Origin of the sequence: Pseudomonas sp. GM18 (genome assembly GCF_000282195.1) — a bacterium.
GTDB lineage: Bacteria > Pseudomonadota > Gammaproteobacteria > Pseudomonadales > Pseudomonadaceae > Aquipseudomonas.
In genome coordinates, this window is sequence record NZ_AKJT01000032.1 from 78,233 (window position 1) to 103,727 (window position 25,495).

Annotated in this window: 19 protein-coding genes; 3 read left to right on the top strand and 16 right to left on the bottom strand. The window is 59.2% G+C overall.

Going from position 1 to position 25,495, the window contains the following annotated elements:
- Positions 1 to 8 precede the first annotated feature (8 nt).
- The 4 genes from PMI21_RS19055 to rpsU form a co-directional block, all read right to left on the bottom strand.
- Positions 9 to 3,755: a bifunctional diguanylate cyclase/phosphodiesterase gene (locus PMI21_RS19055; protein ID WP_007936540.1), complete on the bottom strand. Its 3,747-nt coding sequence runs from the start codon at positions 3,753 to 3,755 to the stop codon at positions 9 to 11.
- 122 nt (positions 3,756 to 3,877) lie between these two features.
- Positions 3,878 to 5,725, bottom strand: coding sequence for an RNA polymerase sigma factor RpoD (gene rpoD / locus PMI21_RS19050; RefSeq protein WP_007936542.1), 1,848 nt, complete (start codon positions 5,723 to 5,725; stop codon positions 3,878 to 3,880).
- 67 nt (positions 5,726 to 5,792) lie between these two features.
- Complete coding sequence (gene dnaG, locus PMI21_RS19045; protein ID WP_007936544.1) at positions 5,793 to 7,760, bottom strand: DNA primase; 1,968 nt, start codon at positions 7,758 to 7,760, stop codon at positions 5,793 to 5,795.
- Between the two features lie 482 nt (positions 7,761 to 8,242).
- Positions 8,243 to 8,458, bottom strand: coding sequence for a 30S ribosomal protein S21 (gene rpsU / locus PMI21_RS28760; RefSeq protein WP_002551877.1), 216 nt, complete (start codon positions 8,456 to 8,458; stop codon positions 8,243 to 8,245).
- Between the two features lie 199 nt (positions 8,459 to 8,657).
- On the opposite strand from rpsU, the gene tsaD reads away from it, so the two are divergent.
- Complete coding sequence (gene tsaD, locus PMI21_RS19040) at positions 8,658 to 9,683, top strand: tRNA (adenosine(37)-N6)-threonylcarbamoyltransferase complex transferase subunit TsaD (RefSeq protein ID WP_007936546.1); 1,026 nt, start codon at positions 8,658 to 8,660, stop codon at positions 9,681 to 9,683.
- 23 nt (positions 9,684 to 9,706) lie between these two features.
- On the opposite strand, the gene plsY is transcribed toward tsaD, so the two are convergent.
- Complete coding sequence (gene plsY, locus PMI21_RS19035; RefSeq protein ID WP_007936548.1) at positions 9,707 to 10,276, bottom strand: glycerol-3-phosphate 1-O-acyltransferase PlsY; 570 nt, start codon at positions 10,274 to 10,276, stop codon at positions 9,707 to 9,709.
- A gap of 74 nt (positions 10,277 to 10,350) precedes the next feature.
- On the opposite strand from plsY, the gene folB reads away from it, so the two are divergent.
- On the top strand, positions 10,351 to 10,704 hold the full coding sequence (folB, locus tag PMI21_RS19030; protein WP_007936551.1) for a dihydroneopterin aldolase: 354 nt from the start codon (positions 10,351 to 10,353) through the stop codon (positions 10,702 to 10,704).
- Positions 10,695 to 11,213: a 2-amino-4-hydroxy-6-hydroxymethyldihydropteridine diphosphokinase gene (folK, locus tag PMI21_RS19025; protein ID WP_007936554.1), complete on the top strand. Its 519-nt coding sequence runs from the start codon at positions 10,695 to 10,697 to the stop codon at positions 11,211 to 11,213. The genes folB and folK overlap by 10 nt, the downstream gene beginning before the upstream one ends.
- 79 nt (positions 11,214 to 11,292) lie before the next feature.
- Here the strand turns inward: folK and PMI21_RS19020 are convergent, their stop codons facing one another.
- From PMI21_RS19020 to PMI21_RS18970, 11 genes are all read right to left on the bottom strand, one after another.
- A complete protein-coding gene (locus PMI21_RS19020; protein ID WP_007936556.1) occupies positions 11,293 to 12,516 on the bottom strand; it encodes a multifunctional CCA addition/repair protein in 1,224 nt (407 codons plus the stop codon).
- Between the two features lie 63 nt (positions 12,517 to 12,579).
- Entirely contained in the window at positions 12,580 to 14,142 is a 1,563-nt protein-coding gene (locus PMI21_RS19015) for a SpoVR family protein (RefSeq protein ID WP_007936558.1), read from the bottom strand.
- Positions 14,139 to 15,410 (bottom strand): YeaH/YhbH family protein, encoded by a 1,272-nt coding sequence (locus PMI21_RS19010; protein WP_007936560.1) that lies wholly within the window; start codon positions 15,408 to 15,410, stop codon positions 14,139 to 14,141. Before PMI21_RS19010 ends, PMI21_RS19015 begins: the two co-directional genes overlap by 4 nt.
- A 202-nt stretch (positions 15,411 to 15,612) precedes the next feature.
- On the bottom strand, positions 15,613 to 17,535 hold the full coding sequence (locus tag PMI21_RS19005) for a PrkA family serine protein kinase (protein WP_007904259.1): 1,923 nt from the start codon (positions 17,533 to 17,535) through the stop codon (positions 15,613 to 15,615).
- 297 nt (positions 17,536 to 17,832) lie between these two features.
- A complete protein-coding gene (glpE, locus tag PMI21_RS19000) occupies positions 17,833 to 18,162 on the bottom strand; it encodes a thiosulfate sulfurtransferase GlpE (protein WP_007936563.1) in 330 nt (109 codons plus the stop codon).
- A 33-nt stretch (positions 18,163 to 18,195) separates the two neighbouring features.
- On the bottom strand, positions 18,196 to 19,077 hold the full coding sequence (locus PMI21_RS18995) for a symmetrical bis(5'-nucleosyl)-tetraphosphatase (RefSeq protein WP_007936564.1): 882 nt from the start codon (positions 19,075 to 19,077) through the stop codon (positions 18,196 to 18,198).
- Positions 19,077 to 19,457 carry a Co2+/Mg2+ efflux protein ApaG gene (gene apaG, locus PMI21_RS18990; protein WP_007936566.1) on the bottom strand — a complete coding sequence of 127 codons (381 nt, stop codon included), beginning with the start codon at positions 19,455 to 19,457 and terminating at the stop codon, positions 19,077 to 19,079. Before apaG ends, PMI21_RS18995 begins: the two co-directional genes overlap by 1 nt.
- Before the next feature lie 115 nt (positions 19,458 to 19,572).
- Positions 19,573 to 20,391, bottom strand: a complete 819-nt coding sequence (rsmA, locus tag PMI21_RS18985) for a 16S rRNA (adenine(1518)-N(6)/adenine(1519)-N(6))-dimethyltransferase RsmA (RefSeq protein WP_007936568.1) — start codon at positions 20,389 to 20,391, stop codon at positions 19,573 to 19,575.
- Complete coding sequence (gene pdxA, locus PMI21_RS18980; protein ID WP_007936570.1) at positions 20,388 to 21,377, bottom strand: 4-hydroxythreonine-4-phosphate dehydrogenase PdxA; 990 nt, start codon at positions 21,375 to 21,377, stop codon at positions 20,388 to 20,390. Before pdxA ends, rsmA begins: the two co-directional genes overlap by 4 nt.
- Complete coding sequence (surA, locus tag PMI21_RS18975; RefSeq protein ID WP_033063904.1) at positions 21,374 to 22,690, bottom strand: peptidylprolyl isomerase SurA; 1,317 nt, start codon at positions 22,688 to 22,690, stop codon at positions 21,374 to 21,376. Before surA ends, pdxA begins: the two co-directional genes overlap by 4 nt.
- A complete protein-coding gene (locus PMI21_RS18970) occupies positions 22,671 to 25,472 on the bottom strand; it encodes an LPS-assembly protein LptD (protein ID WP_007936574.1) in 2,802 nt (933 codons plus the stop codon). Before PMI21_RS18970 ends, surA begins: the two co-directional genes overlap by 20 nt.
- Between the last annotated feature and the right edge of the window lie 23 nt (positions 25,473 to 25,495).

Genomic DNA, 25,495 nt, shown 5'->3' on the forward strand with positions numbered 1-25,495 from the left:
GCCGCGGATTATAGCGACGGTTTCTCGGCTGTGCTATCCGAAAAGTCTGAAACAGCTATACGAAGAAACGTCGCGGCGAATTCGTCGGGGGAAAGTGGCAGGCTGACGATGTAGCCCTGGATCTGTTCGCAGCCTTCGGCGGTGAGGAATTGTTGCTGGGCATGGGTTTCGACGCCTTCGGCGATGACGGTGAATTGCATGCTACGACCCAGGGCAATGATTGCGCGGACAATCGCCGCGTCGTGCGGGTCGTCCGGCAGGCCGCGGACGAAGGATTGGTCGATCTTGAGGATGTCCAGCGGCAGGCGCTTGAGGTAGCTCAGGGACGAATAACCGGTGCCGAAATCATCGATCGCCAGTTGCACGCCCAGGCGTTTGAGTTGATGCAGCACCGCCAGCGCTTCTTCGGCCTGGCTCATGATGAAGTTTTCGGTAATCTCCAGTTGCAGAAAATCGGGTTTGAGGTGGTTGTCCTTGAGCAATTGCTCGATTCGGCCGAGCAGGTTCGGCTGGCGTAATTGAGCGCCCGCCAGGTTGACCGAGAGTGGGCCGAGACACTCATAGACCTGATTCCACTCATACATCTGCTGGCAGGCGGTCTCCAGTACCCAATCACCGATTTGCAGGATCATGCCGTTTTCTTCGGCCAGGGGAATGAAGTGCTCGGGGGGCACATCGCCGAAGGTCGGGTGATGCCAGCGAATCAGCGCTTCGGCACCGACCAGCCGATGATCCTTGAGGCTGATTTTCGGCTGGTAGTACAAAAACAGTTCATTGCGTTCGATGGCGCGTCGCAGTTCATGCTCCAGTGCCACGCGTTCGCTGGCCTGGGCGGTGAGGTCGCGGGTGTAGCTTTCAACCCGGTTACGGCCCTTGGCCTTGGAGCGATACATCGCGGCATCGGCGTTCTTGACCAGCGTGGCAACGTCGCAGCCGTCCTTGGGATACAGGCTGGTGCCGATGCTGGCGCTGATGAAGAACTCATGCTCGCCGGCCTGGAAAGGGGCGCTGAAGCAATTGAGCAGCTTGGTGGCAATGTTGTCGGCATCGCTGGCCTGTTGCAGGCCGGGGAGCAGGATGATGAATTCGTCGCCACCCAGCCGCGCCACGGTATCGATATCGCGCAGCTGCTCCTTGAGGCGCACGGCGATGCCTTTGAGCAGCAGGTCGCCGACCGGGTGACCGAGGCTGTCATTGATGTGTTTGAAACGGTCCAGGTCCAGGAACAGCACGGCGCCCTGGCCACCGTTTTCCTGCTGGTTGTTCAGCGCGGTCAGCAGGCGGCTTTCGAACAGCGTGCGGTTTGGCAGGCCGGTCAGTGGATCGTGGTGCGCCTGGTAGTCGAGTTTGGCCTGCGCATGCTTGAGGCTGGAAATGTCTGCGAATACCGCGACAAAGTGGGTGATGAGTTTGTCCCGGTTGCGCACTGCGCTGATGGTCAGCCAGCTCGGGTAGAGCTCGCCGTTCTTGCGCCGGTTGGAAATCTCGCCTTGCCAATGACCTTCGGCGGTCAGTTGATGCCACATCGCCGCATAGAAGGCGCTGTCGTGCAGGCCCGAGGCGAGCAGGCGAGGGGTGTGGCCCAGTGCTTCGGTCTCGCTGTAACCGGTGATTTCGGTGAAGGCACGATTGACCGCGCTGATGTGCTGTTGGGTGTCGGTGATCAATACACCCTCGGCGGTGCTCTCGAATACCGTGGCAGCCTGTTGCAGTTTTTCCTGCATCAGGTGCCGCTCGGTAATGTCCCGGGCGATGGTCAGCATGCAGTCCTCATCGCCGATGGGCAGCGGCCGGCTTGAAACCTCGCAGAGCCGGATCTGCCCGTCTTTGCGGCGGATGTGGCAACTGAAGTCGCGGACGAAACCATCCCGGTGCAGCAATTCGAGCATCTGTTTGCGCTCGTTGAGATTGACCCAGATCCCCAGGTCCAGCGCCGACCGATCCACAGACATCGCGCTGTTGAACCCGGTTATACGGCTGAAACCTTCATTGACCTCAAGCAGCAAGCCGTCGCTCTGCCGGGACAGCAGCAAGCCGTCGGGGGAGGCGTGGAAGGCCTTGGCGAATTTCTCTTCGGAGGTTTGCAGCTGTTGTTGGGTTTCCTTGAGCTGACTGATGTCTCGCACAACCACCACCAGGGCCGGGGTCGTGTCGAGGTCAAAAGGCTCGGCGGAAATCAGGCCGGTGAACACCTGGCCATTGCTACGGCGAAAGGGCATCTCCAGGTTGCGGATACTGCCGGCCTGCAACCGCTGCAGCAAACCCGGTCCCACGCCGGGTACGCCCCAGATGTTCAGGTCAGTAGCGGTCTGGCCTATGACGTCTTCGGCTTTGAGGCCGATCTGTTCTTCGAACGCTTCGTTGACTTCCAGCAGGCAACCATCGTAAAGCCGCGCAATCACCAGAATATCCGGGCATTGCTGGAACACCGAGGCGAACTTCTGTTCCGACAGGCGCAGCGCCTCTTCGGTGCGTTTGGCTTCGCTGATGTCGATCATCAGCCCGCGCAGGACCGGTTCATGGCCGTGTTCTATCAGGCTGACGATGTCGCGGACCCACAGGCAGCGGCCGTCAGCGGTGATGACCCGGTAATCGACGCTGTGATCGCGCCCGGCCGCCACTTCACGGTCGCAGAAGGCCTGGGCCCGAGTGAGGTCCGCGGGGTGGATGATGTTGCGCCAGAAGCCTGGAATCAGCCAGTGGGACAGGGGATAGCCGAGGAGGTCCTGGGCGTGGGGCGAAACGTAACTGTAGGTGTAATCGCTGATCTGCGCTTCCCAGGCGATGGCTGAAAGACTCTCCACCAGCCCGCGGTAATGGTATTCGCTGCTGCGCAGCTCCTGTTCCAGGTCGACCCTGCGGGCAATTTCCGAACTCAGTCGGCGATTGATGCGGATCACCACTGCCAGCACGATCATCAGAGCCAATAATCCTGGCAGGCCGTAAATCAGCACGTCGGACCAGAAGGTACGATGGTCCAGGACGTTACCGACCCAATGTTCCTGGATGGCACTGATTTCACTCGGGCTCATGTCTGCCAGGACTTTGTCCAGGATACTGACCAGCAGCTTGTTGTTCGGGGGGACGGCCATCGCCAATTGGTAGCGGTAAGGCGTCTCACCGCTGACGTAGAGCCCTTCGAGCTTGAGCTGGCGCAGACTCCAGACGCTGGAGGCAAGATCGCCCACGACTGCGTCCACAGCGTCGGTGGCAAGCGCCTGCAACGCCGAGCTGACGTTGGGCATCGCCACCAGATTCAGGTCGGGATGCTGGGTGCGCAACAGTTCATGGGGGGCGTAGTTTTCCACCACGGCGATCTTCAGCCCATACAGGTCTTCGAGTTTGCGTGGTTGGGGGCCACCGACGTGGGCCAGAATGACAATCGGAAAATCGAGATAGGGGCGGGTGAACGACAGATAGGTCTGACGCTCCGGGGTCGACATAATGCCCGGCAAGATGTCTAGCTTGCCTTGTTTGGCCTGCTGCAGCACTTCAGTCCAGCTGACCGGTTCGATGGGCGTGAGTTTGATGGCCAGCCGTTGCCGGATGACGTTGATATAGTCTGCTGCCAGGCCCTGATAACGCCCATGATCGTCGCGAAATTCAAACGGCGGCCAGGACGCATCGACGCCCAGGCGCAATTCCGGGTGAGCCGCCAGCCAGCTACGTTCTTCGTCGGTCAGAGTCAGCGCGCCAGCCGTTGCGGTCCAGGTCATCAGCGACAGCAAAAAAAGCACGGTCGACCATCTGGGCATAACGGTCTCGTTATGGCTTGGGGGAATGCTTCGAGTGTAGACGGGCTATTCGGAGGGGGGGACGTGCGGGGCATTTAATCTGCATAAAGCAAAACCCCCGGCCTGGGCCGGGGGTTCTGTGATCACTCGTCGAGGAAGGAGCGCAAATGCTCGCTTCTCGTCGGGTGGCGCAGCTTGCGCAGCGCCTTGGCTTCGATCTGACGAATCCGTTCACGGGTCACGTCGAACTGCTTACCAACTTCCTCGAGGGTGTGGTCGGTATTCATGTCGATACCGAAGCGCATGCGCAGAACCTTGGCTTCACGGGCAGTGAGGCCGGACAGAACTTCGCGAGTCGCTTCTTTAAGGCTCTCAACGGTAGCAACATCGATTGGCGACTGCATGGTCGAGTCTTCGATGAAGTCACCCAGATGGGAGTCTTCGTCATCACCGATCGGGGTTTCCATGGAGATCGGCTCTTTAGCGATCTTCAATACCTTGCGGATCTTGTCCTCAGGCATCTCCATGCGTTCGCCCAGCTCTTCCGGGGTCGGTTCGCGACCCATTTCCTGCAACATCTGCCGGGAAATACGGTTGAGCTTGTTGATTGTCTCGATCATGTGCACCGGAATACGGATGGTGCGGGCCTGGTCGGCGATCGAGCGAGTGATCGCCTGACGGATCCACCAGGTGGCATAAGTCGAGAATTTGTAGCCACGGCGGTATTCGAACTTGTCTACCGCTTTCATCAAGCCAATGTTGCCTTCCTGGATCAGATCGAGGAACTGCAGGCCACGGTTGGTGTACTTCTTGGCGATGGAGATCACCAGACGCAAGTTCGCTTCGACCATCTCTTTCTTCGCGCGGCGGGCCTTGGCCTCACCGATCGACATGCGACGGTTGATGTCCTTGATCTCGGCGATCGTCAAACCGGTTTCGGTTTCCAGCGCGGTCAGCTTCTGCTGGCAACGAATGATGTCCGGTTGCAGGCGACCAATGGCTTCAGCGTATTTGCTTTTGCCTTTGGCCAGTGCATCGCTCCAGCTTTCGTCGACTTCATTGCCCGGGAACTGGCGCAGGAAGTCGGCACGCGGCATGCGGGCATCACGAACGCACAGCTGCATGATCGCGCGCTCTTGCTGACGCAGACGATCCAGGGCACTGCGAACACGCTCGACCAGGCCTTCGAATTGCTTCGGCACCAGTTTGATCGGCATGAACAGCTCAGCCAGGGCCAACAGCTCGGCAATCGCAGCCTTGTTGTAGCGACCGTGCTTTTTCAGCGCCTTGCGGGTGATTTCCATCTGATCGGCGACAGCGCCAAAACGCTGTGCGGCGATGACCGGATCCGGACCGCTTTCGGCTTCTTCTTCGTCATCGCTTGCTTCGGCGTCATCGTCGTCGGTGTCGTCGTCCGCTTTCACGGCTTTCGGGTCGACAGGCGGTGGCACTTCGGCTGCAGGCGGCGCAATGCCGTCGTCCGGGTCGATATAACCGCTCAGGACGTCGGACAGGCGGCCACCTTCGGTGGTGACGCGAGTGTACTCGGAGAGAATATGGTCAACCGTGCCAGGGAAGTGCGCGATTGCGCCCATCACTTCGCGGATGCCCTCTTCAATACGCTTGGCGATTTCGATTTCGCCTTCACGTGTGAGGAGCTCTACCGTACCCATTTCACGCATGTACATGCGCACAGGGTCGGTGGTGCGACCAATGTCGGTCTCGACCGCTGCCAACGCTGCTGCTGCCTCTTCGGCCGCGGCTTCGTCGGTATCGGCGTCGGCCAGCATAAGGGAATCCTTATCTGGCGCAACCTCGAATACGTTGATCCCCATGTCATTGATCATGCGGATGATGTCTTCCACCTGTTCCGGATCTGAAATATCCTCCGGCAGGTGGTCGTTGACCTCCGCGTAAGTCAGGTAGCCCTGCTCACGACCAAGTGTGATCAACTCTTTGATACGAGACTGCTGTTGCGCTTTTCCGGACATAACACCCTATCCACTGAAGGTCTTGGCGGGCAAAAAACAAGCCGAGGATTATACCTGAGCTATGACCTCACGCGCCAGTTGAGGTCGGGTTTGATGCGCAAACATTGCGGCTTAAAAGGTCGCGCAGTTGATTTTTCTCTTCGGCACTCAACTCACTTTGACGCGCTTTTCGAAGAAGTTGTTCCAGGTTTCGCTCGCGTTGGCGGGCTGACAAGCTAGTAATGGTGTCGAAAAACTGTTGTTCAAGGTTGTCTCCATCAATCAGCCATTCCTTTTCTGCCAGCGCTTTCAGCAGTCGGCCCTGTTCAGTGCCGTGCCAACGCGCAATCAGTTGAAATGAGTTTAGCTTGGGATTCTTCTGTACGGCTTCGAGCAGGGCGACCAGCAGTTGCGTATTAGTGTGATCTTCGGCCGCAAAGTGCCCGGCATCCTCGACTTTTTCCGCCAGTTGCGGGTGATGCAACAGCGTGCGCAAGGCGGCCAGGGTGGGCGGCTCTACAGCGGCCGGTACCCGTGGCGCGCGCGGTTGATCTCGATCGCCGCCACGTTTGCCGTTCTTGTCCCACGGCTTCTTGTCCCATTTCTTGCCGCCGGCGCCAGGTTTTTTCGGCGTCCACTCCTGCTGCGGCACATACATCTCTTGCGCCTGCGGCTGATGGTAGTCGCTGTAATCCGGCATGGCGTCGTAATCAATGCCCGGGTCGTACGCCGGTGGTGCTTCCTGAGGTGCGCTTTGCACCAGTTGGCTTACAGCTTCACTGCTGAGCCCGGTAATTTCGGTCAGGCGCTGGCGCATCAGAATGCGCAGGTTGGCGCCCGGGACTTTGTCGATCAGTGGCGCGGCGAGGGTGGCCATGTGGGCCTTGCCTTCAAGCGAGCGCGGGTCCGATTCCTCGGTCAGCTGTTGGAAAAAATAATCGGCCAATGGCTGTGCATGCTGATTGATCCGCGCGCGGAAGGCGTCAGTGCCTTCGGAGCGGACCAGCGTGTCCGGGTCTTCGCCTTCGGGCAGGAATAGAAAGCGTGCACGCCGTCCGTCCTGCAAGCTCGGCAATGTCGCCTCCAGTGCGCGCCAAGCGGCGTTGCGGCCGGCCTGGTCGCCGTCGAAGCAGAACAGCACGTTGGGCACGACGCGAAACAGTCGCTTCAAGTGCTCTTCGCTGGTGGCGGTGCCCAGGGTCGCCACAGCATTGCGCAGGCCTTGCTGGGCGAGGGCGATGACGTCCATGTAGCCTTCGACGACGATGATTTCGTCGAGGTTGCGGTTGTTCTTGCGTGCTTCGTAAAGACCGTAGAGTTCCTGGCCCTTATGAAAAACCGGGGTTTCCGGTGAGTTCAGGTATTTCGGCTTGTCGTCGCCCAGCACCCGGCCGCCGAAGGCGATGATGCGCCCGCGGCTGTCGCGGATCGGGAACATCACGCGATCGCGGAAGCGGTCATAGCGCTTGCCGGTTTCAGCGTTCTCCACCAGCAGGCCGGCATCGATCATGGCCTTTTGCTGCAGGGTGTCGCTGCTCAGGTGCTTGAACAGATTGTCCCAGCCGGGCGGGGCGAAGCCGAGGCCGAAGTCCCGGGCGATCTCGCCGGTCAATCCACGACCTTTCAAGTAATCCACAGCCGCTTTGCGCGCCGGATGGCTTTTCAGGGCCTGGCGGTAAAAGTCGGCAGCGGCGGTGAGCAGCGGATACAGCGGCGAATCGGTGGGCTGCCGCGGTTTGTGCGGTCGGCCGCTTTCTTCGCGGGGGATTTCCATGCCGGCGGCTTTGGCCAGTTCTTCGACAGCCTGGGGGAAGTCCAGGTTGTCGTGGTCCATGATGAAGCCGAGGGCGTTACCGCCAGCGCCGCAGCCGAAGCAGTAATAGAACTGTTTGTCGGGGCTGACGCTGAAGGAGGGGGTTTTTTCTTTGTGAAACGGGCAGCAGGCGGTGTAGTTCTTGCCGGCCTTTTTCATTTGCAGGCGCGAGCTGACCACATCGACGATGTCGGTGCGGTTCAGAAGGTCGTCAATGAAGCTCTGGGGAATTAGCCCGGCCATGGCGTTCTCGTCATCTGCGCTGAAATGGACCCGAAACGAAGTGCGGCCGAACGCAGGTCATTATTTGAGGCGCGCAGGGTGTGCGGCTCGACCGGTGTCGTCTGCGTAATCGCTGTCAGGAAGTGTATCTGCCGAAAATCCACTGACGTTAGTACCGATCAGCATTCGACTATATGAAAGTGTTTCGCTGAGTCCGGCGACGGCCAGTCAATGGCCTCGGATAGCTCATAAGCGGGCACGCAAGAAGGTGCCTTGGGCTGATCGTCGTGAGAGGAATCAGTGGGTGTGCTCGTCAGTAGCCTTGAAAGGCTCGTCAGAAAAGACGTGCACCGCTGGCAAAAGAGCCAGGTCTGACGCTGTGAAGCAGGTTTGTCTCGGTCGCGTCTGCGGCTTTGACGGTGAAGCATCAAGCGTTGTCCGCAAATGCCATTAGCCCGGCTGAGGGCCGGGCTTGGCAGAAGCTTGCTACGATCGTCTGCGTATTAGTACAGACGAACGGCGCGGCGCTGTTCGCGCTGTACTTTCTTGGCGTGACGCTTAACAGCGGCTGCTGCTTTACGCTTACGCTCAGAAGTAGGCTTCTCGTAAAATTCGCGGCTACGAACTTCAGCCAGTACACCGGCTTTTTCGCAGGAGCGCTTGAAACGACGCAGAGCTACGTCGAAGGGTTCGTTCTCTTTAACTTTGACGGCTGGCATCCAGAGCTACCTTCATTCATTACCGGGGTCAACATCCTCGCGGCAAAAGAGCACTTGAAGACGTCGGTTTTTAAGGGTTGCGGATGTTAACCCCTCATCGCTCGGAATGCAAAGCCTCTGATCGAAAACCGCTGGTCGGGGCATCACGCGACGACTATTATGCGCGCCTTCGAATTCAGCCTCTACAAGGCGCAAACCCATGCTAGTACTGGGATTAGAAACCTCTTGCGACGAAACCGGTGTCGCACTTTACGACAGTGAACGCGGGTTGTTGGCCGATGCGCTGTTCAGTCAGATCGACCTGCATCGCGCCTATGGCGGCGTTGTGCCGGAGCTGGCTTCGCGCGATCACGTCAAACGCATGCTGCCCTTGATCCGTCAGGTGCTGGCGGAGGCCGACTGCGTGCCGACCGAGATCGACGCCATCGCTTATACCGCCGGCCCCGGCCTGGTCGGAGCCCTGCTGGTAGGGGCTTCCTGCGCTCAGGCGCTGGCTTTTGCCTGGGGTATCCCGGCGCTGGGCGTGCACCACATGGAAGGTCACTTGCTGGCGCCGATGCTGGAGCCGCAACCACCGGAGTTCCCGTTCGTCGCTTTGTTGGTCTCGGGTGGTCATACGCAGCTGGTTCAGGTCGACGGGATCGGTCAGTACACGCTCTTGGGCGAGACCCTCGACGATGCCGCCGGCGAAGCGTTCGACAAAACTGCAAAAATGATGGGCCTCAATTATCCGGGCGGTCCGGAGATTGCTCGTCTGGCGGCGCAAGGCGTTGACGGACGTTTCGTCTTCCCGCGTCCGATGTGTGATCGTCCGGGCCTGGCGTTTAGCTTCAGCGGTTTGAAAACCTTCGCCTTGAACACCTGGCAGCAATGCGTCAGCGCCGGGGACGACGGCGAGCAAGCCCGTTGCGACATCTCGCTGGCGTTCCAGCAGGCCGTGGTGGAGACTTTGACCATCAAGTGCAAGCGAGCCCTGAAACAGGCTGGCATGAAGCGTCTGGTGATCGCTGGTGGCGTGAGCGCCAACAAGGCGTTGCGTACGTCACTGGAAAAAATGCTCGGCGACATGAGGGGCGATGTGTTTTATGCCCGTCCAGAGTTCTGCACCGACAACGGTGCGATGATTGCGTTTGCCGGCTGCCAGCGCTTGCAGGCTGGTCAGCACGAAAGCCTGGCAATCAGCGTGCAGGCGCGTTGGCCGATGGAGCAGTTGTCGGCGCTGTGATGAGTGGCGCTCACGTGCGGTATTTAAAAATGCCGTTCGCGCCCGGCAAACAGGTCGCGTAGATTGCCGCGATGACGCCAGACGATCAGCCCCGTGAGCGCGCTCATGGGCAGCAGTGCCGCCGGCTCTTGCCAGGCGAGCAGCGGCAGGGTCAGGGGTGTGGCAATCAGGGCGGCGAGTGAGCTGGTGCGGGTCAGGTAGAACGTCAGAAGCCAGGCACAAACCGCCAGCAGCGCAGCGGGTGGATAGAGCCCCAGCAGCATGCCGGCCGCGGTGGCGACACCCTTGCCGCCGCGAAAGCGGAAGTACAGTGGGAACAGGTGACCGATGACAGCCCAGACGCCGATCCAGGCTTGTTCCTGTAGTGAAAGGCCCATTGCACCTGCGACCAGCACTGGCAGCAGGCCTTTGCAGAGGTCGCCGAGCAAGGTCAGGACGGCGAGTTTCTTGCCGGCCAGACGCAACATGTTGGTGGCACCGGCATTGCCCGAGCCACTCATTCGCGGATCGGGGTTACCGGTCAGGCGGCTGAGCAAAATGGCGAAGGACAGAGAGCCGAGCAGGTAGGCGAAAATCGCCAGTGACCAAAACATGCTAACTATTCCGGGCGAGGACGCCCTGATTCTAACGGCGCATTGCGCCCTTGTCGTGCAGCGGAGAGAAGTGCTTGGACAGAGTGTTTATCGAGGGCCTGGAAGTCGACACCGTAATTGGTGCCTACGACTGGGAACGAGGCATCCGACAGTGTCTGCGACTTGATCTGAGCTTCGCCTGGGACAATCGTCCGGCCGCTGCGGGTGATGACCTGACCCTGGCGCTCGACTACGCGAGCGTTTCGTCACGCATTCAGGCTTTTGCCGAGCAGGCACAGTTCCAGCTGGTCGAGACCTTTGCCGAACGTTTGGCTGAAGTGCTGATGAGTGAATTCAATATCACCTGGATGCACCTCAAGCTGACCAAGCCAGGTGCCGTTCCGGCGGCCAAGGGCGTGGGTGTGGAGATCGAGCGCGGATGTCGCTGACTCAGGTGTATCTCGGGCTCGGTAGCAACATCGAGCGCGAATCCCATTTGCAGTCTGGCCTGGACGCCCTGGCGGGTTTCCTGGTGGATATGCGCTGCTCGGCGGTGTTCGAAAGCCAGCCGGTGGGGATCAAGAGCGGGCCGTTTTTCAACTTTGTGGTCTCGGCCTATACCGATCTACCGTTGATGGAGCTGGATCGACGGCTGAAATTCATCGAAGCGGATAACGGCCGTTACGCGCCGGACCGCAAGGGCTTGCCGCTGGATATCGACGTGCTGTTGTTCGGCGACCTGGTGGGTAACTTCGATGGCTTGATTTTGCCCAGGGCAGAGATTCTGAAAAACGCCTTCGTGCTGTGGCCGTTGTCGCTGATTGCGCCGGACAGAGTGCATCCGGGCGTAGGCAAAAGCTTTGCGACCTTGTGGAGCGAGGCGCGGATCGATCAGGTGTTGGCGCCGGTGGCTTTTGAGTGGCGCGGTGAGCAGTTGACCCCCTCCGATATGCTGTAAAGCAAAAGATCGCAGCCTGCGGCAGCTCCTACGCCGATCTCTGTAGGAGTTGCCGCAGGCTGCGATCTTTTGCCCTTGCCTACGCTTGTTCTTTGTAAGCCTTCAACGCCTTGAGCCGCTCGCGCTTGATCGCCTCGCCCAATTCCGGCCCCTTGAACCCCTTCTCCAGCAACGGCTGAACCGCCACGCTGCGCGCCGCAGTCGCCGCGCCACGCAAATAATCCGCCTGTGGATAACTTCGCTGCTCCAGGCCTTTGCGCCCTCGAGCGTCCATCTCGCACGCCGCGATAAACTCCTCAAAGCGCTGAGGTCGACGGTAGACGTCGAAACTCTGCAGCAGCTCCAGCAAGGTCGACGGTTTCAGCTCCAGAGCCCGGTGGCCATGGGTGTGATACTCGCCCACCAGCAGTGCCAATTCCTGACAATCCTTCGGTGCCTTGAAGCGCTCGTTGACCGCTTTGATCAGCTTCAGGCCTTTGTGCTCGTGGGCGATGTGGCGGGGCCATTCCTCCTCGGGCGTCAGTCCTTTGCCCAAGTCATGCAGCAGGCAGGCCCAGCGCACGGTCAGCGGTTGTTTGTGCTGTGCCGCTTGCTCCAGCACGCTGAGGGTATGCACGCCTGTGTCGATTTCCGGGTGATGGGCCTCGGGTTGCGGAACACCGAACAGCGCATCGACTTCCGGCATCAGCACTTTGAGCGCACCGCACTCGCGCAGCACCTGGATGAACACCTGGGGTTGGTCTTCCATTAGCGCGCGGGCGATTTCTTTCCAGCTGCGTTCCGCGGTCAGAGCCTCCAGTTCACCCGATTCGCTGAGTTGCCGCATCAGCGCCAGTGTCTCGGGGGCGACGGTGAAACCCAATCCCGCATAACGCGCGGCGAAGCGGGCAACGCGTAGAACGCGGAGTGGATCTTCGGCGAACGCGGGGGAAACGTGACGAAGCAGGCGAGCCTCGAGATCCCGCTGGCCATGGTAGGGGTCGGTCAGGTTCTGCTGATCGTCTTCGGCCATGGCGTTGATCGTCAGGTCACGACGAATCAGGTCTTCTTCGAGCGTGACTTCGGGGCTGGCGTGAAAGGTGAAGCCGCCGTAACCGCGCCCGCTTTTGCGCTCAGTGCGGGCGAGGGCGTATTCCTCACCGCTTTTGGGGTGAAGAAACACCGGAAAATCCGCACCCACCGGGCGAAAGCCCTTGGCGAGCATTTCTTCGGTGGTGGCGCCTACCACGACCCAGTCGATATCGGTGACAGGCTTGCCCAGCAGGCGATCGCGTACCGCACCACCGACTTTATAAATCTGCATAAAAAACCTCCGTTAGCCCGACAGAATAACCTTTGCGTCGAACTTGCGGAGGCCGAAACAGGATCAAAGATGAATGACAGCCAGGTCTAGCCGGCCGTAGTCCCCCTCGCCGTGTTCGCTTCTGGGTGGAACATGGTGGGTTTTCACCACCTGATCCCCTTGCAGGGTTTCCAGGTGAATGTCGAACCCCCAGAGCCGGTGCAGGTGCTTGAGCACTTCCTCGGTGGAATCGCCGAGAGGCTTGCGGTCGTGCTGCTGATGACGCAAGGTCAGCGAGCGGTCGCCGCGCCGGTCGATGCTGTAGATCTGGATGTTGGGTTCACGATTGCCCAGGTTGTATTGCGCCGCCAGGGTTTCACGAATGGTTCGATAGCCCTCTTCGTCGTGGATCGCCGGAACTAGCAGATCGTCCTTCTGATCGTCATCGAGGATGCTGAACAGCTTCAGGTCGCGGATCACCTTGGGTGACAGGTACTGCAGGATGAAGCTTTCGTCCTTGAAGCTGCTCATGGCGAATTTGATGCTGGACAGCCAGTCGGAGCCGGCTATTTCCGGGAACCAGCGGTAGTCTTCTTCGGTAGGCTGTTCGCATATCCGCCGGATATCGCGATACATGGCGAAACCGAGGGTGTAGGGGTTGATTCCGCTGTAGTAGGGGCTGTCGAAGCCCGGCTGGAAGACCACGCTGGTGTGGGACGTCAGGAACTCCATCATGAAGCCATCGGTGACCAGGCCTTCGTCATACAAGTCGTTCATCAAGGTGTAGTGCCAGAAGGTGGCCCAGCCTTCGTTCATCACCTGTGTCTGGCGCTGTGGATAAAAATACTGGGCGATCTTGCGCACGATCCGCACGATTTCACGTTGCCATGGCTCCAGCAGCGGGGCGTGTTTTTCGATGAAATACAGGATGTTTTCCTGAGGCTCGGCGGGGAAGCGTGCGTTGTCCTTGTCGCTGAATTTGTCCGCGCCTTTTGGAATGGTCCGCCACAAATCGTTGATCTGCTTTTGCAGATGTTCTTCCCGATCCTTCTGCCGACGGCGTTCTTCTTCGGCGGAAATCGGATAAGGGCGTTTGTAGCGGTCGACCCCGTAATTCATCAGTGCGTGGCAGGAATCGAGCAAGTCCTCTACCGCGTCGATGCCGTGGCGTTCTTCACACTGCATGATGTACTGCTTGGCGAACACCAGGTAATCGATGATCGAGCTGGCGTCGGTCCAGGTGCGGAACAGGTAATTACCCTTGAAGAAGCTGTTATGGCCATAGCAGGCGTGAGCCACCACCAGGGCCTGCATGCAGATGGTGTTTTCTTCCATCAGATAGGCGATGCAAGGGTCCGAGTTGATCACAATCTCGTAGGCCAGCCCCATCTGGCCGCGGCTGTAGGACTTTTCGGTGCTGAGGAAGTGTTTGCCATAGGACCAATGGTGATAACCCAAGGGCATGCCCACAGAGGCGTAGGCGTCCATCATCTGTTCGGCGGTGATCACTTCGATCTGGTTAGGGTAGGTATCGAGCGCGTAGCGGGCCGCGAGACGACTGATTTCGCGGTCGTAGGCCTGGATCAGCTCGAACGTCCATTCAGAGCCGGTGGAAATGGGTTGGCGCTTCTGCTCTTTGGCGGTCATGTCACTAACCTGCGCTGGAAGAGTTCACGGAAGACCGGATAGATATCCCCGGCCGAGACCAGTTGCTGCTGGGCAAAAGTGTCAGAGAAGGCTTCGGCGATGCGTTCGTACTCGAACCACAGGGCCTGGTGTTCGCGCGGGGTAATCTCTACATAAGTGTAGTACTGCACGAACGGCATGATCTGGTTGATCAGAATGTCGCGGCAGATCGGCGAGTCGTCGTTCCAGTTGTCACCGTCGGACGCCTGGGCGGCATAGATATTCCACTCATTGCTCGGATAACGCTCGGCCATGATCTCCTGCATCAGTTTCAGGGCGCTGGAGACGATGGTGCCGCCGGTTTCCCGGGAGTAGAAAAACTCCTCCTCATCCACTTCGCGGGCACTGGTGTGGTGGCGGATGAACACGACGTCGATTTTGTCGTAGTTCCGCTTGAGGAACAGGTACAGCAGGATGAAGAAGCGTTTGGCGATGTCCTTGGTTGCCTGGGTCATGGAGCCGGACACGTCCATCAGGCAGAACATCACTGCTTTGGAGCTGGGGTTCGGCTGTTTGATCAGCAGGTTGTACTTGAGGTCGAAGGTGTCGAGAAACGGCACTCGATGAATGCGCGCGCTGAGTTTCTCGATTTCCGCTTCGAGTTCCTGGATGTCGCCAAAGTTGTCCGGTTCCTCCCGTTTAAGCCGCGCCAGTTCCTCTTTGACTTCGCGCAGTTTTGCCCGGCTGCTGCCGGACAGGGCGATGCGCCGGGCATGAGCCGAACGTAGTGTGCGGATAATGTTGATCCGTGACGGGTTGCCCTCATTGCTGATGCCCGCGCGTACGGTCTTGAAGGTGTCGGTGCCGGTCAGGTGACGTTTGACCAGGTTAGGCAGTTCAAGGTCCTCGAACATGAATTCGAGGAATTCTTCCTGGGTGATCTGGAAGACGAATTCGTCCATCCCTTCACCCGAGTTACCGGCCTTGCCGGGGCCTCTGCCGCCGCCACCTCCGGGCGGACGGGCAATGTGCTCGCCGCTGGTGAACTCCTTGTTGCCCGGGTGCACGATGGTCTGTTTGCCGCCCCGGCCATGGTGAAGCACCGGCTCGTCAATGTCGCGTCCGGGAATGCTGATTTGCTCGCCGTGTTCCATATCGGTAATGGAACGCCGGCCGACCGCCTCTTCGACGGCCTTTTTGATGTGATCACGGTAGCGCCGCAGAAACCGCTGACGGTTTACCGTGCTCTTGTTCTTGCCATTGAGACGTCGGTCGATCACATAGCTCATGACTGCTCCTTAGAAGCTGTCCTGAAAGGGGCGAGCGGTTATGCAGCATCGACTGTGCCGAGGGATGTTCACGCTCCCCCAAGCGCTTCTGGATGCTGCCTGAACCTCGTTACCGACTTTCGAACACCTCCCAGAGGTCTGTGTAACAGAAAAAACGTACACAGGCCTCTGGCTAACGACAACCGGTCTGACCGGCAGCGGGTTACTGTGATTTTCTGACCCGCAGGTACCACTCGGACAGCAGTCGTACCTGTTTGTCGGTGTAACCCCGCTCCACCATCCGTGTGACGAAGTCGTTGTGTTTCTGCTGGTCCTCTTTGCTGGCCTTGGCGTTGAAGCTGATGACCGGCAGCAGGTCCTCGGTGTTGGAGAACATTTTCTTCTCGATGACCACCCGCAGTTTTTCGTAGCTGAGCCAGGTTGGGTTCTTGCCGTTGTTGTTGGCACGGGCGCGCAGTACGAAGTTGACGATTTCGTTGCGGAAATCCTTCGGATTGCTGATGCCGGCCGGTTTCTCGATTTTCTCCAGTTCCTCGTTCAGGGCTACGCGGTTGAGGATCTCGCCGGTTTCCGGATCGCGGTATTCCTGATCCTGAATCCAGAAGTCGGCGTACAGCACATAGCGATCGAAGATGTTCTGGCCGTACTCGCTGTAAGACTCGAGGTAGGCAGTCTGGATCTCCTTGCCGATGAATTCGATATAGCGCGGCGCCAGGTACTCTTTCAGGAAGCGCAGATAGCGTTCGCGGGTCTCGGCCTGGAATTGTTCCTGTTCGATCTGCTGTTCCAGCACGTAGAGCAGATGCACCGGGTTAGCGGCGATTTCGTGTGGATCGAAGTTGAAGACCTTCGACAGGATCTTGAAGGCGAAGCGGGTCGACAGACCGTTCATGCCTTCGTCGACACCTGCCGCGTCGCGGTATTCCTGGATCGACTTGGCCTTCGGATCGGTGTCCTTGAGGTTTTCGCCGTCATACACGCGCATCTTGGAGTAGATGTTGGAGTTTTCCGGCTCTTTAAGGCGCGAAAGCACGGTGAACTGAGCGAGCATTTTCAGGGTGTCGGGCGCGCAATGGGCCTTGGCCAGCGAGCTGTTGAACAGCAGCTTGTCGTAGATCTTCACCTCATCGCTGACGCGCAGGCAGTACGGCACTTTGACGATGTAGATCCGGTCGATGAACGCTTCGTTGTTCTTGTTGTTCCGGAAGGTGTGCCATTCCGATTCGTTGGAGTGGGCCAGCAGGATCCCGGTGAACGGAATCGCCCCCAGACCTTCGGTACTGTTGTAGTTGCCTTCCTGAGTGGCCGTCAGCAATGGGTGCAGCACCTTGATCGGTGCCTTGAACATTTCGACGAATTCCATCAGGCCCTGGTTGGCCCGGCACAGCGCACCCGAATAGCTGTAGGCATCGGCGTCGTTCTGCGGGAACTCTTCCAGTTTGCGAATATCGACCTTGCCCACCAGTGCCGAGATGTCCTGGTTGTTTTCATCACCCGGCTCGGTTTTCGCGACCGCAATCTGGTTGAGGATCGACGGATAGAGTTTCACCACGCGGAACTGGCTGATGTCGCCGCCGAATTCGGCCAGGCGCTTGGTGGCCCATGGCGACATGATGGTGTTGAGGTAGCGCCGGGGAATGCCGAAGTCTTCCTCGAGGATCGCGCCATCTTCAGTGGCGTTGAACAGACCCAGGGGTGACTCGAAAACTGGCGAGCCCTTGATTGCATAGAAGGGCACTTTCTCGATCAGCTGTTTGAGCTTTTCGGCCAAAGATGACTTACCGCCACCGACTGGGCCAAGCAGGTAGAGGATCTGTTTCTTTTCTTCCAGACCCTGAGCGGCATGGCGGAAATACGACACGATCTGGTCGATGCATTCTTCCATCCCGTGGAAGTCTTCAAAGGCCGGATAGCGGCGGATCACCTTGTTGGAAAAGATGCGCGACAGCCTCGAGTTGGTTGAGGTGTCGAGCAGTTCCGGTTCACCGATGGCCAGCAAGAGACGCTCGGCCGCGGAAACGTAGGCGCTGCGGTCCTTTTTGCACAGTTCCAGATACTCTTGCAGCGAGAGTTCTTCCTGGCGCGTGGACTCGAAGCGTTGTTGGAAGTGGCTAAAGATACTCATGACGTCACCTCGCTCGATACGTGGAGCCGACGCCGGATCACTCAGTCGATGCTGGCAGCAACCGAACAGGCAGTCGCTGTTTACCCCCCCAGAACTCTCCCGGAGCTGACGACTCCGAAAGCTACTCCCGATGACCCGCGCGCCGGTGTACCGGCTCTCCCCTGTTTTGGATGGCCTGCGCTTAAGGATAGTTCGGAATCAGAGAGATAAAGTAGCAATGCGTAAATAGTTGTGGCAGACCGTTCGTCTGCCATCGCGCGAGCCCGCGAAAGCCGGGGCTTGCGCGTCTGAAAAAAATTATTCGGAAATGCCTTGCGCCGTTTCCGAAGGATAGGTCGTACGCCACAGTTCAAAACCGCCGTCCATGCTGTAGACGTCGGAAAAGCCCTGGCTGATCAGGTAAGCGGCGGCATTTTGGCTGGAGTTACCGTGATAGCAGACCACCACGGTCGGTGCGTCGAGGTCGGCGGCACGGATGAAATCCGAAATGGAATGGTTATCCAGATGCTTCGAACCGGCGATGTGCAGCGCGGCAAAAGTGGCCGGATCGCGGATGTCGACTACCACCGCGCCTTGTTCGCGCAGGGCCTGGGCCTGTTCTGGGGGGATACGTTTGAATTCGCTCATGGCGGGCTCCTGTGGCTCGGCTGAAAGCGCAGTCTAGCGCGGGGCGCTGGCTGACGTTGGTTCGGGAATAGAGGTGGCGACTGCCGGTCGAACGTGGCCATGGGCGTCGCATTTGCATGGCAGGCGCTCGAAGGTGTCGACGTTCATCAGGGTCATGGCGCCACCCCAGACGCAACCGGTATCGAGGGCAAAGAGCCCGGGTTCGTTGCACTGGCCCTCGAGCGCCGCCCAATGGCCGAAGATGATCTTCAGGCCTTTGGTCTTGCGTTCTGTGTGTGCGAACCATGGCGCATAACCCGGCGGTGCGGTGTCGATGCCTTCCTTGCCCTTGAGGTCGAGTTTGCCGTCGCTGGTGCAGAAACGCATCCGGGTGAAATAGTTGGTGATGACTCGCAGGCGAGCCGCGCCTTTGAGATCGTTGTCCCATTTCACGGGTTCGTTGCCATACATGCCGTCAAGGTAAGGCGTGAAGCGGTTGTCATCGCGCAGGGCTTCTTCGACTTCGGCGGCGCATTTCAAGGCTTTGCGCAGCGACCATTGTGGCGGGATGCCGGCATGGACCAGGGCGATTTCGCGTTGTTCATCGTAGTGCATGAGCTTCTGCTGGCGAACCCACTCCAGCAGATCTGCGCTATCGGGTGCTTCGAGGATCTCACGCAAGGTATCGGCTTTCTTCAGGCGCTCGATGTTTTTTCCGACGGCCAGCAAGTGCAGGTCATGGTTGCCGAGTACGCAGACCAGCGACTCGCGGATGCTATAGAGGAAGCGCAAGGTTTCCAGCGACTGTGGGCCACGGTTGATGAGGTCACCCACCAGCCACAAACGGTCCCGGGCAGGGTCGAAGGCCACTTGCTTGAGCAGGCACTTGAGCGGTTCAAGGCAACCCTGCACATCACCGACGGCATACGTCGCCATCAGTGCAATGCTCCGGGTACCGCCAGGCGAAACGGCGCGATGGTGGCGTCGAAGTGCTTACCGTCTTCGGCGAGCATCTGGTAGGTGCCCTGCATCGTGCCGACCTTGGATGTCATGACGGTGCCGCTGCTGTAAGTGTGGCTCTTACCTACGTCGATCAACGGCTGCTGGCCGACGACGCCCGCACCGCGAACCTCCTCGACATGGCCGTCACCGTCGGTGATTACCCAATGCCGTGAAAGCAGTCTGGCGGGTAGCAGGCCATTGTTCTGCACGGTGATGGTGTAGGCGAAGGCAAAGCGGTTGTGCTCGGGTTGCGATTGTTCTGCCAGATAGCGGGTGACGACGCTGACGTCGACCTGATAACGAGGATCGGACATGCAAAAGGCCTTAGAAACGAAGCGGAACGCGGGGCGTAGCTGATAGAACTCAGTCTAGGCCAAGTATCGGGTAGTAAACCAGAGTGGCGTCCTACCCGATAGCGCTCATCGCCTGTCAGTCGGTGGCGGGCTTTTGTAGGACTTGTTCGCTGAGCTTGTCGGCCAGGCGTACGAAGGCGGCCAGGTCGAGCTGCTCGGGGCGCAAGCTGCCATCGACGCCGGCGGCTTCGATTTCGGCATTGCTCAGTAATAGTTTCAGTGTGTTGCGCAGGGTCTTGCGGCGCTGGTTGAAAGCTTCGCGCACGACACGCTCCAGCAGGCGATGATCCTTGGCCGGGTGCGGCAGTACCGCGTGGGGCACCAGGCGTACGATCGCGGAGTCGACTTTCGGCGGAGGATTGAACGCACCCGGGCCGACGTTGAACAGGTGCTCGACCCGGCAATGGTACTGAACCATGATCGACAGCCGACCCCAGTCGCCACCACCAGGCCCTGCCGCCAGACGCTCGACCACTTCCTTTTGCAGCATGAAGTGCATGTCGCGAATCAGGCTGGCGTTGTGCAGCAGGTGAAAAATCAGCGGTGTAGAGATGTTGTACGGCAGGTTGCCGACCACTCGCAGGCTGTTTGGCGCGGCGTTCAGGCTGTTGAAGTCAAACTTCAGCGCGTCGCCCTGATGCAGGTTGAAGTTGCTCTTGCCGGCGAACTGCTGGTTGAGGATCGGGATCAGGTCCTTGTCCAGCTCCACGACGTCCAGTTGGGCGCCGCTGTTGAGCAGGCCTGCGGTCAATGCACCCTGGCCCGGACCGATTTCCAGCAGGCGGTCTTCAGGTTTGGCGTGAATGGAGCGCAGGATGCGGTCGATAACGCCGGCATCGTGCAGGAAGTTCTGGCCGAAGCGCTTGCGCGCCCGGTGTTGGTAATGCTCGGTCATAAACGGGTCTCGGCCATCTGGTAGGCGGTTTCCAGGGCGACTTGCAGGCTGCCGGTGTCGATGTTGCCGCTGCCGGCCAGGTCCAGGGCGGTGCCGTGGTCGACCGACGTGCGGATGATCGGCAAGCCGAGGGTCACGTTGACTGCCGCGCCGAAGCCTTTGTATTTCAGCACGGGCAAGCCCTGGTCGTGGTACATCGCCAGCACCGCGTCGCAGTGCTCCAGATATTTGGGGGTAAACAGAGTGTCGGCGGGCAGGGGGCCGCGAAGGTCCATGCCCTCGCCGCGCAGGCGCTCTAATGTAGGTTCGATGATGTCGATTTCTTCATGGCCCAGATGACCGCCTTCGCCGGCGTGCGGGTTAAGCCCGCAAACCAGGATACGTGGCTGGGCGATGCCGAACTTTTCTTTCAGATCGGTGTACAGAATCCGTGTGACCCGCTCCAGCCGCTCTGGCGTGATCGCGTCGGCAATCTCGCGAAGAGGCAGGTGAGTGGTGACCAGTGCCACGCGCAAGCCGCGGGTGGCGAGCATCATCACCACTTGCGCGGTGTGGGTCAGGTCAGCGAGAAATTCCGTGTGCCCGGAAAAGGCGATCCCGGATTCATTGATCACGCCCTTGTGCACCGGGGCGGTGATCATGCCGGCGAAATGCCCGTCAAGGCAGCCTTGCCCCGCGCGGGTCAGGGTTTCCAGAACGAAAGCCGCATTGGCCTTGTCCAGTTGCCCGGCGGTGACCTTGGCGTTGAGAGGCGTATCCCACACATACAGGCTGTTGGCGGGTGCAGGAGCATCCGGCCAGCTGTCCGGCGCTACCGGCAGCAGATCGACAACCAAGCCCAGCTGCGCGGCCCGCTCGATGAGCAGGTCGCGGCTGGTGATGGCAATCAAGGGGTGTGGCTGGGCTTGCGAGGCGAGCAGCAGGCACAGGTCGGGACCTATGCCGGCTGGTTCGCCGGGGGTCAGCGCGAAACGCTTGGGTTTCACTGCGCTGCCTGGTCTGCACCAGGGAGTTTGATTTCTACGTACGCTTCGTCACGGATCTGACGCAGCCAGGTTTGCAGCTCTTCGTCGTATTTGCGGTTACGCAGTACGGTCATCGCTTGCTGCTCACGGGCCTGGGCGGTGCTGTCGGTGGCGCGGCGGCCAAGGACTTCCAGTACGTGCCAGCCATATTGGGTCTTGAACGGCTTGGACAGCTGACCTTGCGGGGTCTTGGCCATCACTTCGCGGAATTCAGGCACCAGCGCGTTCGGGTCGATCCAGTTCAGGTCGCCACCGTTGAGGGCGGAACCCGGATCCTCCGAGAAGCTTTTCGCCAGCTCGCCGAAATCTTCGCCTGCTTCGATACGGGTGTAGAGCGACTGAGCCAGAGCCTTGGTTTTTTCTTCGTCGCGGATCGGACTCGGTTTGACCAGGATGTGCCGCACGTGCACTTCGTCACGCACTTGGGCTTCGCCGCCTCGCTTGTCAAGGATCTTCAGGATAATGAAGCCGCCCGGGGTACGCATTGGCTGGGTCACGTCGCCAACGGCCATGGAGCCCAGCAGGCGATCGAACGGAGGTGGCAGTTGAGCAGCTTTACGCCAGCCCATGTCGCCGCCTTCCAGCGCGGTTTCGCTGGCGGATTTGGCGATTGCCAACTGACCGAAGTCAGCGCCTTGCTTGAGCTGCTGGTAAACCGCGTCGGCTTGTTTGGCGGCATTCTGAATCGCGTCGGAGTTGGCGCTTTCCGGCGTAGGAATCAGGATGTTAGCCAGACGGAACTCTTCGGACAGCTGCATCTTGCCCAGGTCGGACGCCAGGAAGTTCTTCACTTCCTGCTCGGACACCTGGATGCGCTCCGCCACACGGCGCTGACGCACACGGCTGATGATCATTTCGCGACGGATCTGGTCACGGGCATCGTCATAAGACAGGCCGTCGCGAGCCAAAGCGGAGCGAAATTGTTCGATCGACATGTTATTGCGCTGGGCAATGGTGCCGACAGCCTGGTTCAGTTCTTCATCGGTAATGCGAATGCCGGAACGTTCGCCAATCTGCAATTGCAGGTTTTCGACGATCAGACGCTCGAGCACCTGCTGATCCAGTACGCCGGCAGGCGGTACGGCAGCACCGCGCTTGGCGATGGTTTGCTGAACTTCGTGAACGCGCCGGTCCAGTTGGCTCTGCATGACCACGTCGTTGTCGACGATGGCCACCACTTTGTCAATGGACTGTACCGCGGCGTTGGCCGCGGTACCCAGGAACAGCGCGCCCAGCATCAGCGGGCGCAGACAATCAGAAAGCTTGGTCTTCACGTTCACGATAACCTTGGATGCCTTTGTCGAGGAAACTCTCTACTTTGGCGCCGGTGAGGCCGCCGAGTCCCTTCAGAACGATTTGGAGGAAGACGCCGTGGTCGCCTTTTTCGTTTTGTGGAGCTTCCTGACTGAATTCGTCATAGGAAACCCAGTAACGGTTGATCAGGCGTAGTTTCCAGCAGCAGTTGTCGTACTCGAAACCACCAAAGGCTTCCAGGGTACGGTTGCGGTTGTAGTCATACTGCCAGCGGCTGATGGCGTTCCACTGCGGCACGATCGGCCAGATCACCGAGAAGTCGTGCTGTTTGATCTTGTAGTAGTCCTTCACGTAGCCAGGCGTGCCCGGGGTGCCGTAGTCACCACCGCCCACCGACCATTTACCGGTGTTCTGGTCATAACGGACCTGGTCATTGCGATAGCGATAACCGGCGTTGATGACCTTGTTCGGGTTGTCTTCAGGCTGGTAGTGGAACATCGCGCTGCCCGAGCGAGGGCTGTGGCTGTCCGGGTCCCAGTTGTAGTCTGCCGTGGTGCGCCAATCGCGGTTCCAGCGGTATTCGTATTCCAGCGCGTACGGTGAAACATTGGCTTGAGCATCGGCGCGGGTTTTAGCATCGATACCTGGCAACTGGACTTCGCGGTCCTTGAAGTACAAGGCTTGGCCGACGCTGATACGTTGACGTTCGAAACCACTGTCTTCGATCCAGCGGCTGGTCACGCCCAAGGACAGTTTGTTCTCGTCGCCGACGCGGTCGGAGCCGGAGAAGCGGTTGTCACGGAATAGCGACGCGTAATTGAAGGTGTATTCGCTGGTGTCGAATACCGGAATATCCTTCTGGTCTTCCTCAGGTACATAGAGGTAGAACAGGCGCGGTTCGAGGGTCTGGCGGTAGTTTTTTCCGAACCAGGAAGTGTTGCGGTCAAAGTACAGGCCGCTGTCGATGCTGGCGATCGGTACCCCACGGTTCTGGTTGCTGCTGAACGTGCCGTTGAGCCTGTCTTGCTCCGCACTTTGCGAAGCGATGTCACTTTTGCCCCGGCCGTCCAGATCCAGTTGATACTGCGTGTACTGGTACTTGAGCGATGGTTTGAGGAAACCATAGGTCCAGTTCAGCGGCAGGCTGACACTTGGTTTGAGATTCAAGCGGTCGCCGTTGGCGCGTGCCAGACCAAAGATGTTGTTATCCAGACGTGACTCGGTGGTAATCCCGTCCTTCTGGACGAATGTTCCACTCTTCAGATCGCGGTCAAAGCGAACGATCTCTGTCTCGTAATCGAAGTTCAAACCTTCCGGATGATACGGCAGCTGACCATTAAAGGTGATCTGCGGCAGACGGTCATACGGCGTGATGTTCGAAACGGTCGCCAGCTGATAAGCCTGGGCGTTCAAGCGAGCGGTGTAGCTGTCGCCACGATAGGTGACAGAGCCCTGCTGGTTCACGTAGTCAGCGCTTTTCACGCCAATCTGGTCAGTCTGCAGATCCTGGAAGTAATACGGATCGCTGATCTTGGTGTAGTCAACCTGCGTCAGGACGCGCGAGTCGAGGCCACCCTTGTGCTGCCAGTTGTACATGTAGCGGTTTTTTTCGTAGTCGGTCTGCTTGCTGCGATCGGTATCTTCGTCGTTGAGGTACGCGGCGCCGAACTGACCTTCGCTGGACTTGGTCAGGTAGCGGAATTCGCCTTCCATCAACAGGCCGCGCTTGCTCATGTAGCGCGGGTACAACGTGGCGTCATAGTTTGGCGCCAGGTTGAAGTAGTACGGGGTGACCAGCATGAAGCCGGTATCGCTGCCCGTGCCGATGGTCGGCGGCAGGAAGCCGGACTGGCGACGGTCGTCGATCGGGAAATAGATGTACGGCGTGTACAGAACCGGAATGTCCTTGACCCGCAGCGTCACGTTGGTCGCGGTACCGAAACCGGTAGCCGGGTTCAAGGTGATGTTGTTGCCCTTGAGCTGCCAGGCATTGCTGTTCGGTTCGCACGTGGTGTACGTACCGTCCTTGAGACGGATGATCGCGTTCTCGGCACGTTTGGCGTACAGCGCGTTACCGCGGATACGCGACTTGTGCATCACGTATTCGGCGTTGTCGACCTTGGCTTCACCGGTGTCGAGCTGCACGTCGGCGTGGTCGCCCACGATCAGTGCGCCATTGTCGCGGATGCGCACGTTGCCGTTAAGGTCGCCCCGGCTTTCGGCCTGGTACAGGTTCGCTTCGTCGGCTTCGACCTGCATGCTGCCCTGGCGCATGACCACGTCACCGGCCAGGGTCGCGACCTGCTCTTCCTGCTTATAGCGGGAGGCTTTGGCGCCGATAAAGGTCGGTGCGTCACTTTTATTCGTCTTGTCATTCATGCCAGGACGAATCGGTTCGATATAGGAACCAGAGCAGTAAGGGCCGGTTTCGGCCAATTGCGCTGCGGTGAGCTTCTCGCGCGGAACCCAGTCGAGGTGGCTGTAGTCTTCACTACGCGATTTCAGGCCGCGGCCCTTGGACTCGGTAACCAGCACAGGCTTGGCGCCGGAGTCTTCGCTGGCGGTGGTGCCTGCCGGGGCCTCGCCAGTGGCGGAAACTGCGCTACCGTCATGGACGGGACGCGGCGGCAATGCAGCGGCCGGCGCCTTTGGCGCACAGTCCCAGGCACCCGAAGCAGAGACTGAGCAGTCATACTGTTCCGCGGCGACCACGAACGACGTGGCCAGGGGTTGCAGGGCCAGCAGACTGCCGGTAACCAACAACGGAAATTTTTTACGAAACGCGGGGGATTTCAATGCCATCTTATTAGTCCGGGCTTCCTGCG

Coding starts and splice junctions, on each gene's coding strand:
- apaG (WP_007936566.1), bottom strand. CDS start 19,457: ATGTCCGATCCTCGTTATCAGGTCGACGTCAGCGTCGTCACCCGCTAT.
- rsmA (WP_007936568.1), bottom strand. CDS start 20,391: ATGACCGAGCATTACCAACACCGGGCGCGCAAGCGCTTCGGCCAGAAC.
- PMI21_RS19015 (WP_007936558.1), bottom strand. CDS start 14,142: ATGACCGCCAAAGAGCAGAAGCGCCAACCCATTTCCACCGGCTCTGAA.
- PMI21_RS19020 (WP_007936556.1), bottom strand. CDS start 12,516: ATGCAGATTTATAAAGTCGGTGGTGCGGTACGCGATCGCCTGCTGGGC.
- folK (WP_007936554.1), top strand. CDS start 10,695: ATGTCGCTGACTCAGGTGTATCTCGGGCTCGGTAGCAACATCGAGCGC.
- PMI21_RS19010 (WP_007936560.1), bottom strand. CDS start 15,410: ATGAGCTATGTGATCGACCGACGTCTCAATGGCAAGAACAAGAGCACG.
- PMI21_RS18995 (WP_007936564.1), bottom strand. CDS start 19,077: ATGGCGACGTATGCCGTCGGTGATGTGCAGGGTTGCCTTGAACCGCTC.
- PMI21_RS18970 (WP_007936574.1), bottom strand. CDS start 25,472: ATGGCATTGAAATCCCCCGCGTTTCGTAAAAAATTTCCGTTGTTGGTT.
- PMI21_RS19055 (WP_007936540.1), bottom strand. CDS start 3,755: ATGCCCAGATGGTCGACCGTGCTTTTTTTGCTGTCGCTGATGACCTGG.
- rpsU (WP_002551877.1), bottom strand. CDS start 8,458: ATGCCAGCCGTCAAAGTTAAAGAGAACGAACCCTTCGACGTAGCTCTG.
- dnaG (WP_007936544.1), bottom strand. CDS start 7,760: ATGGCCGGGCTAATTCCCCAGAGCTTCATTGACGACCTTCTGAACCGC.
- plsY (WP_007936548.1), bottom strand. CDS start 10,276: ATGTTTTGGTCACTGGCGATTTTCGCCTACCTGCTCGGCTCTCTGTCC.
- glpE (WP_007936563.1), bottom strand. CDS start 18,162: ATGAGCGAATTCAAACGTATCCCCCCAGAACAGGCCCAGGCCCTGCGC.
- PMI21_RS19005 (WP_007904259.1), bottom strand. CDS start 17,535: ATGAGTATCTTTAGCCACTTCCAACAACGCTTCGAGTCCACGCGCCAG.
- rpoD (WP_007936542.1), bottom strand. CDS start 5,725: ATGTCCGGAAAAGCGCAACAGCAGTCTCGTATCAAAGAGTTGATCACA.
- tsaD (WP_007936546.1), top strand. CDS start 8,658: ATGCTAGTACTGGGATTAGAAACCTCTTGCGACGAAACCGGTGTCGCA.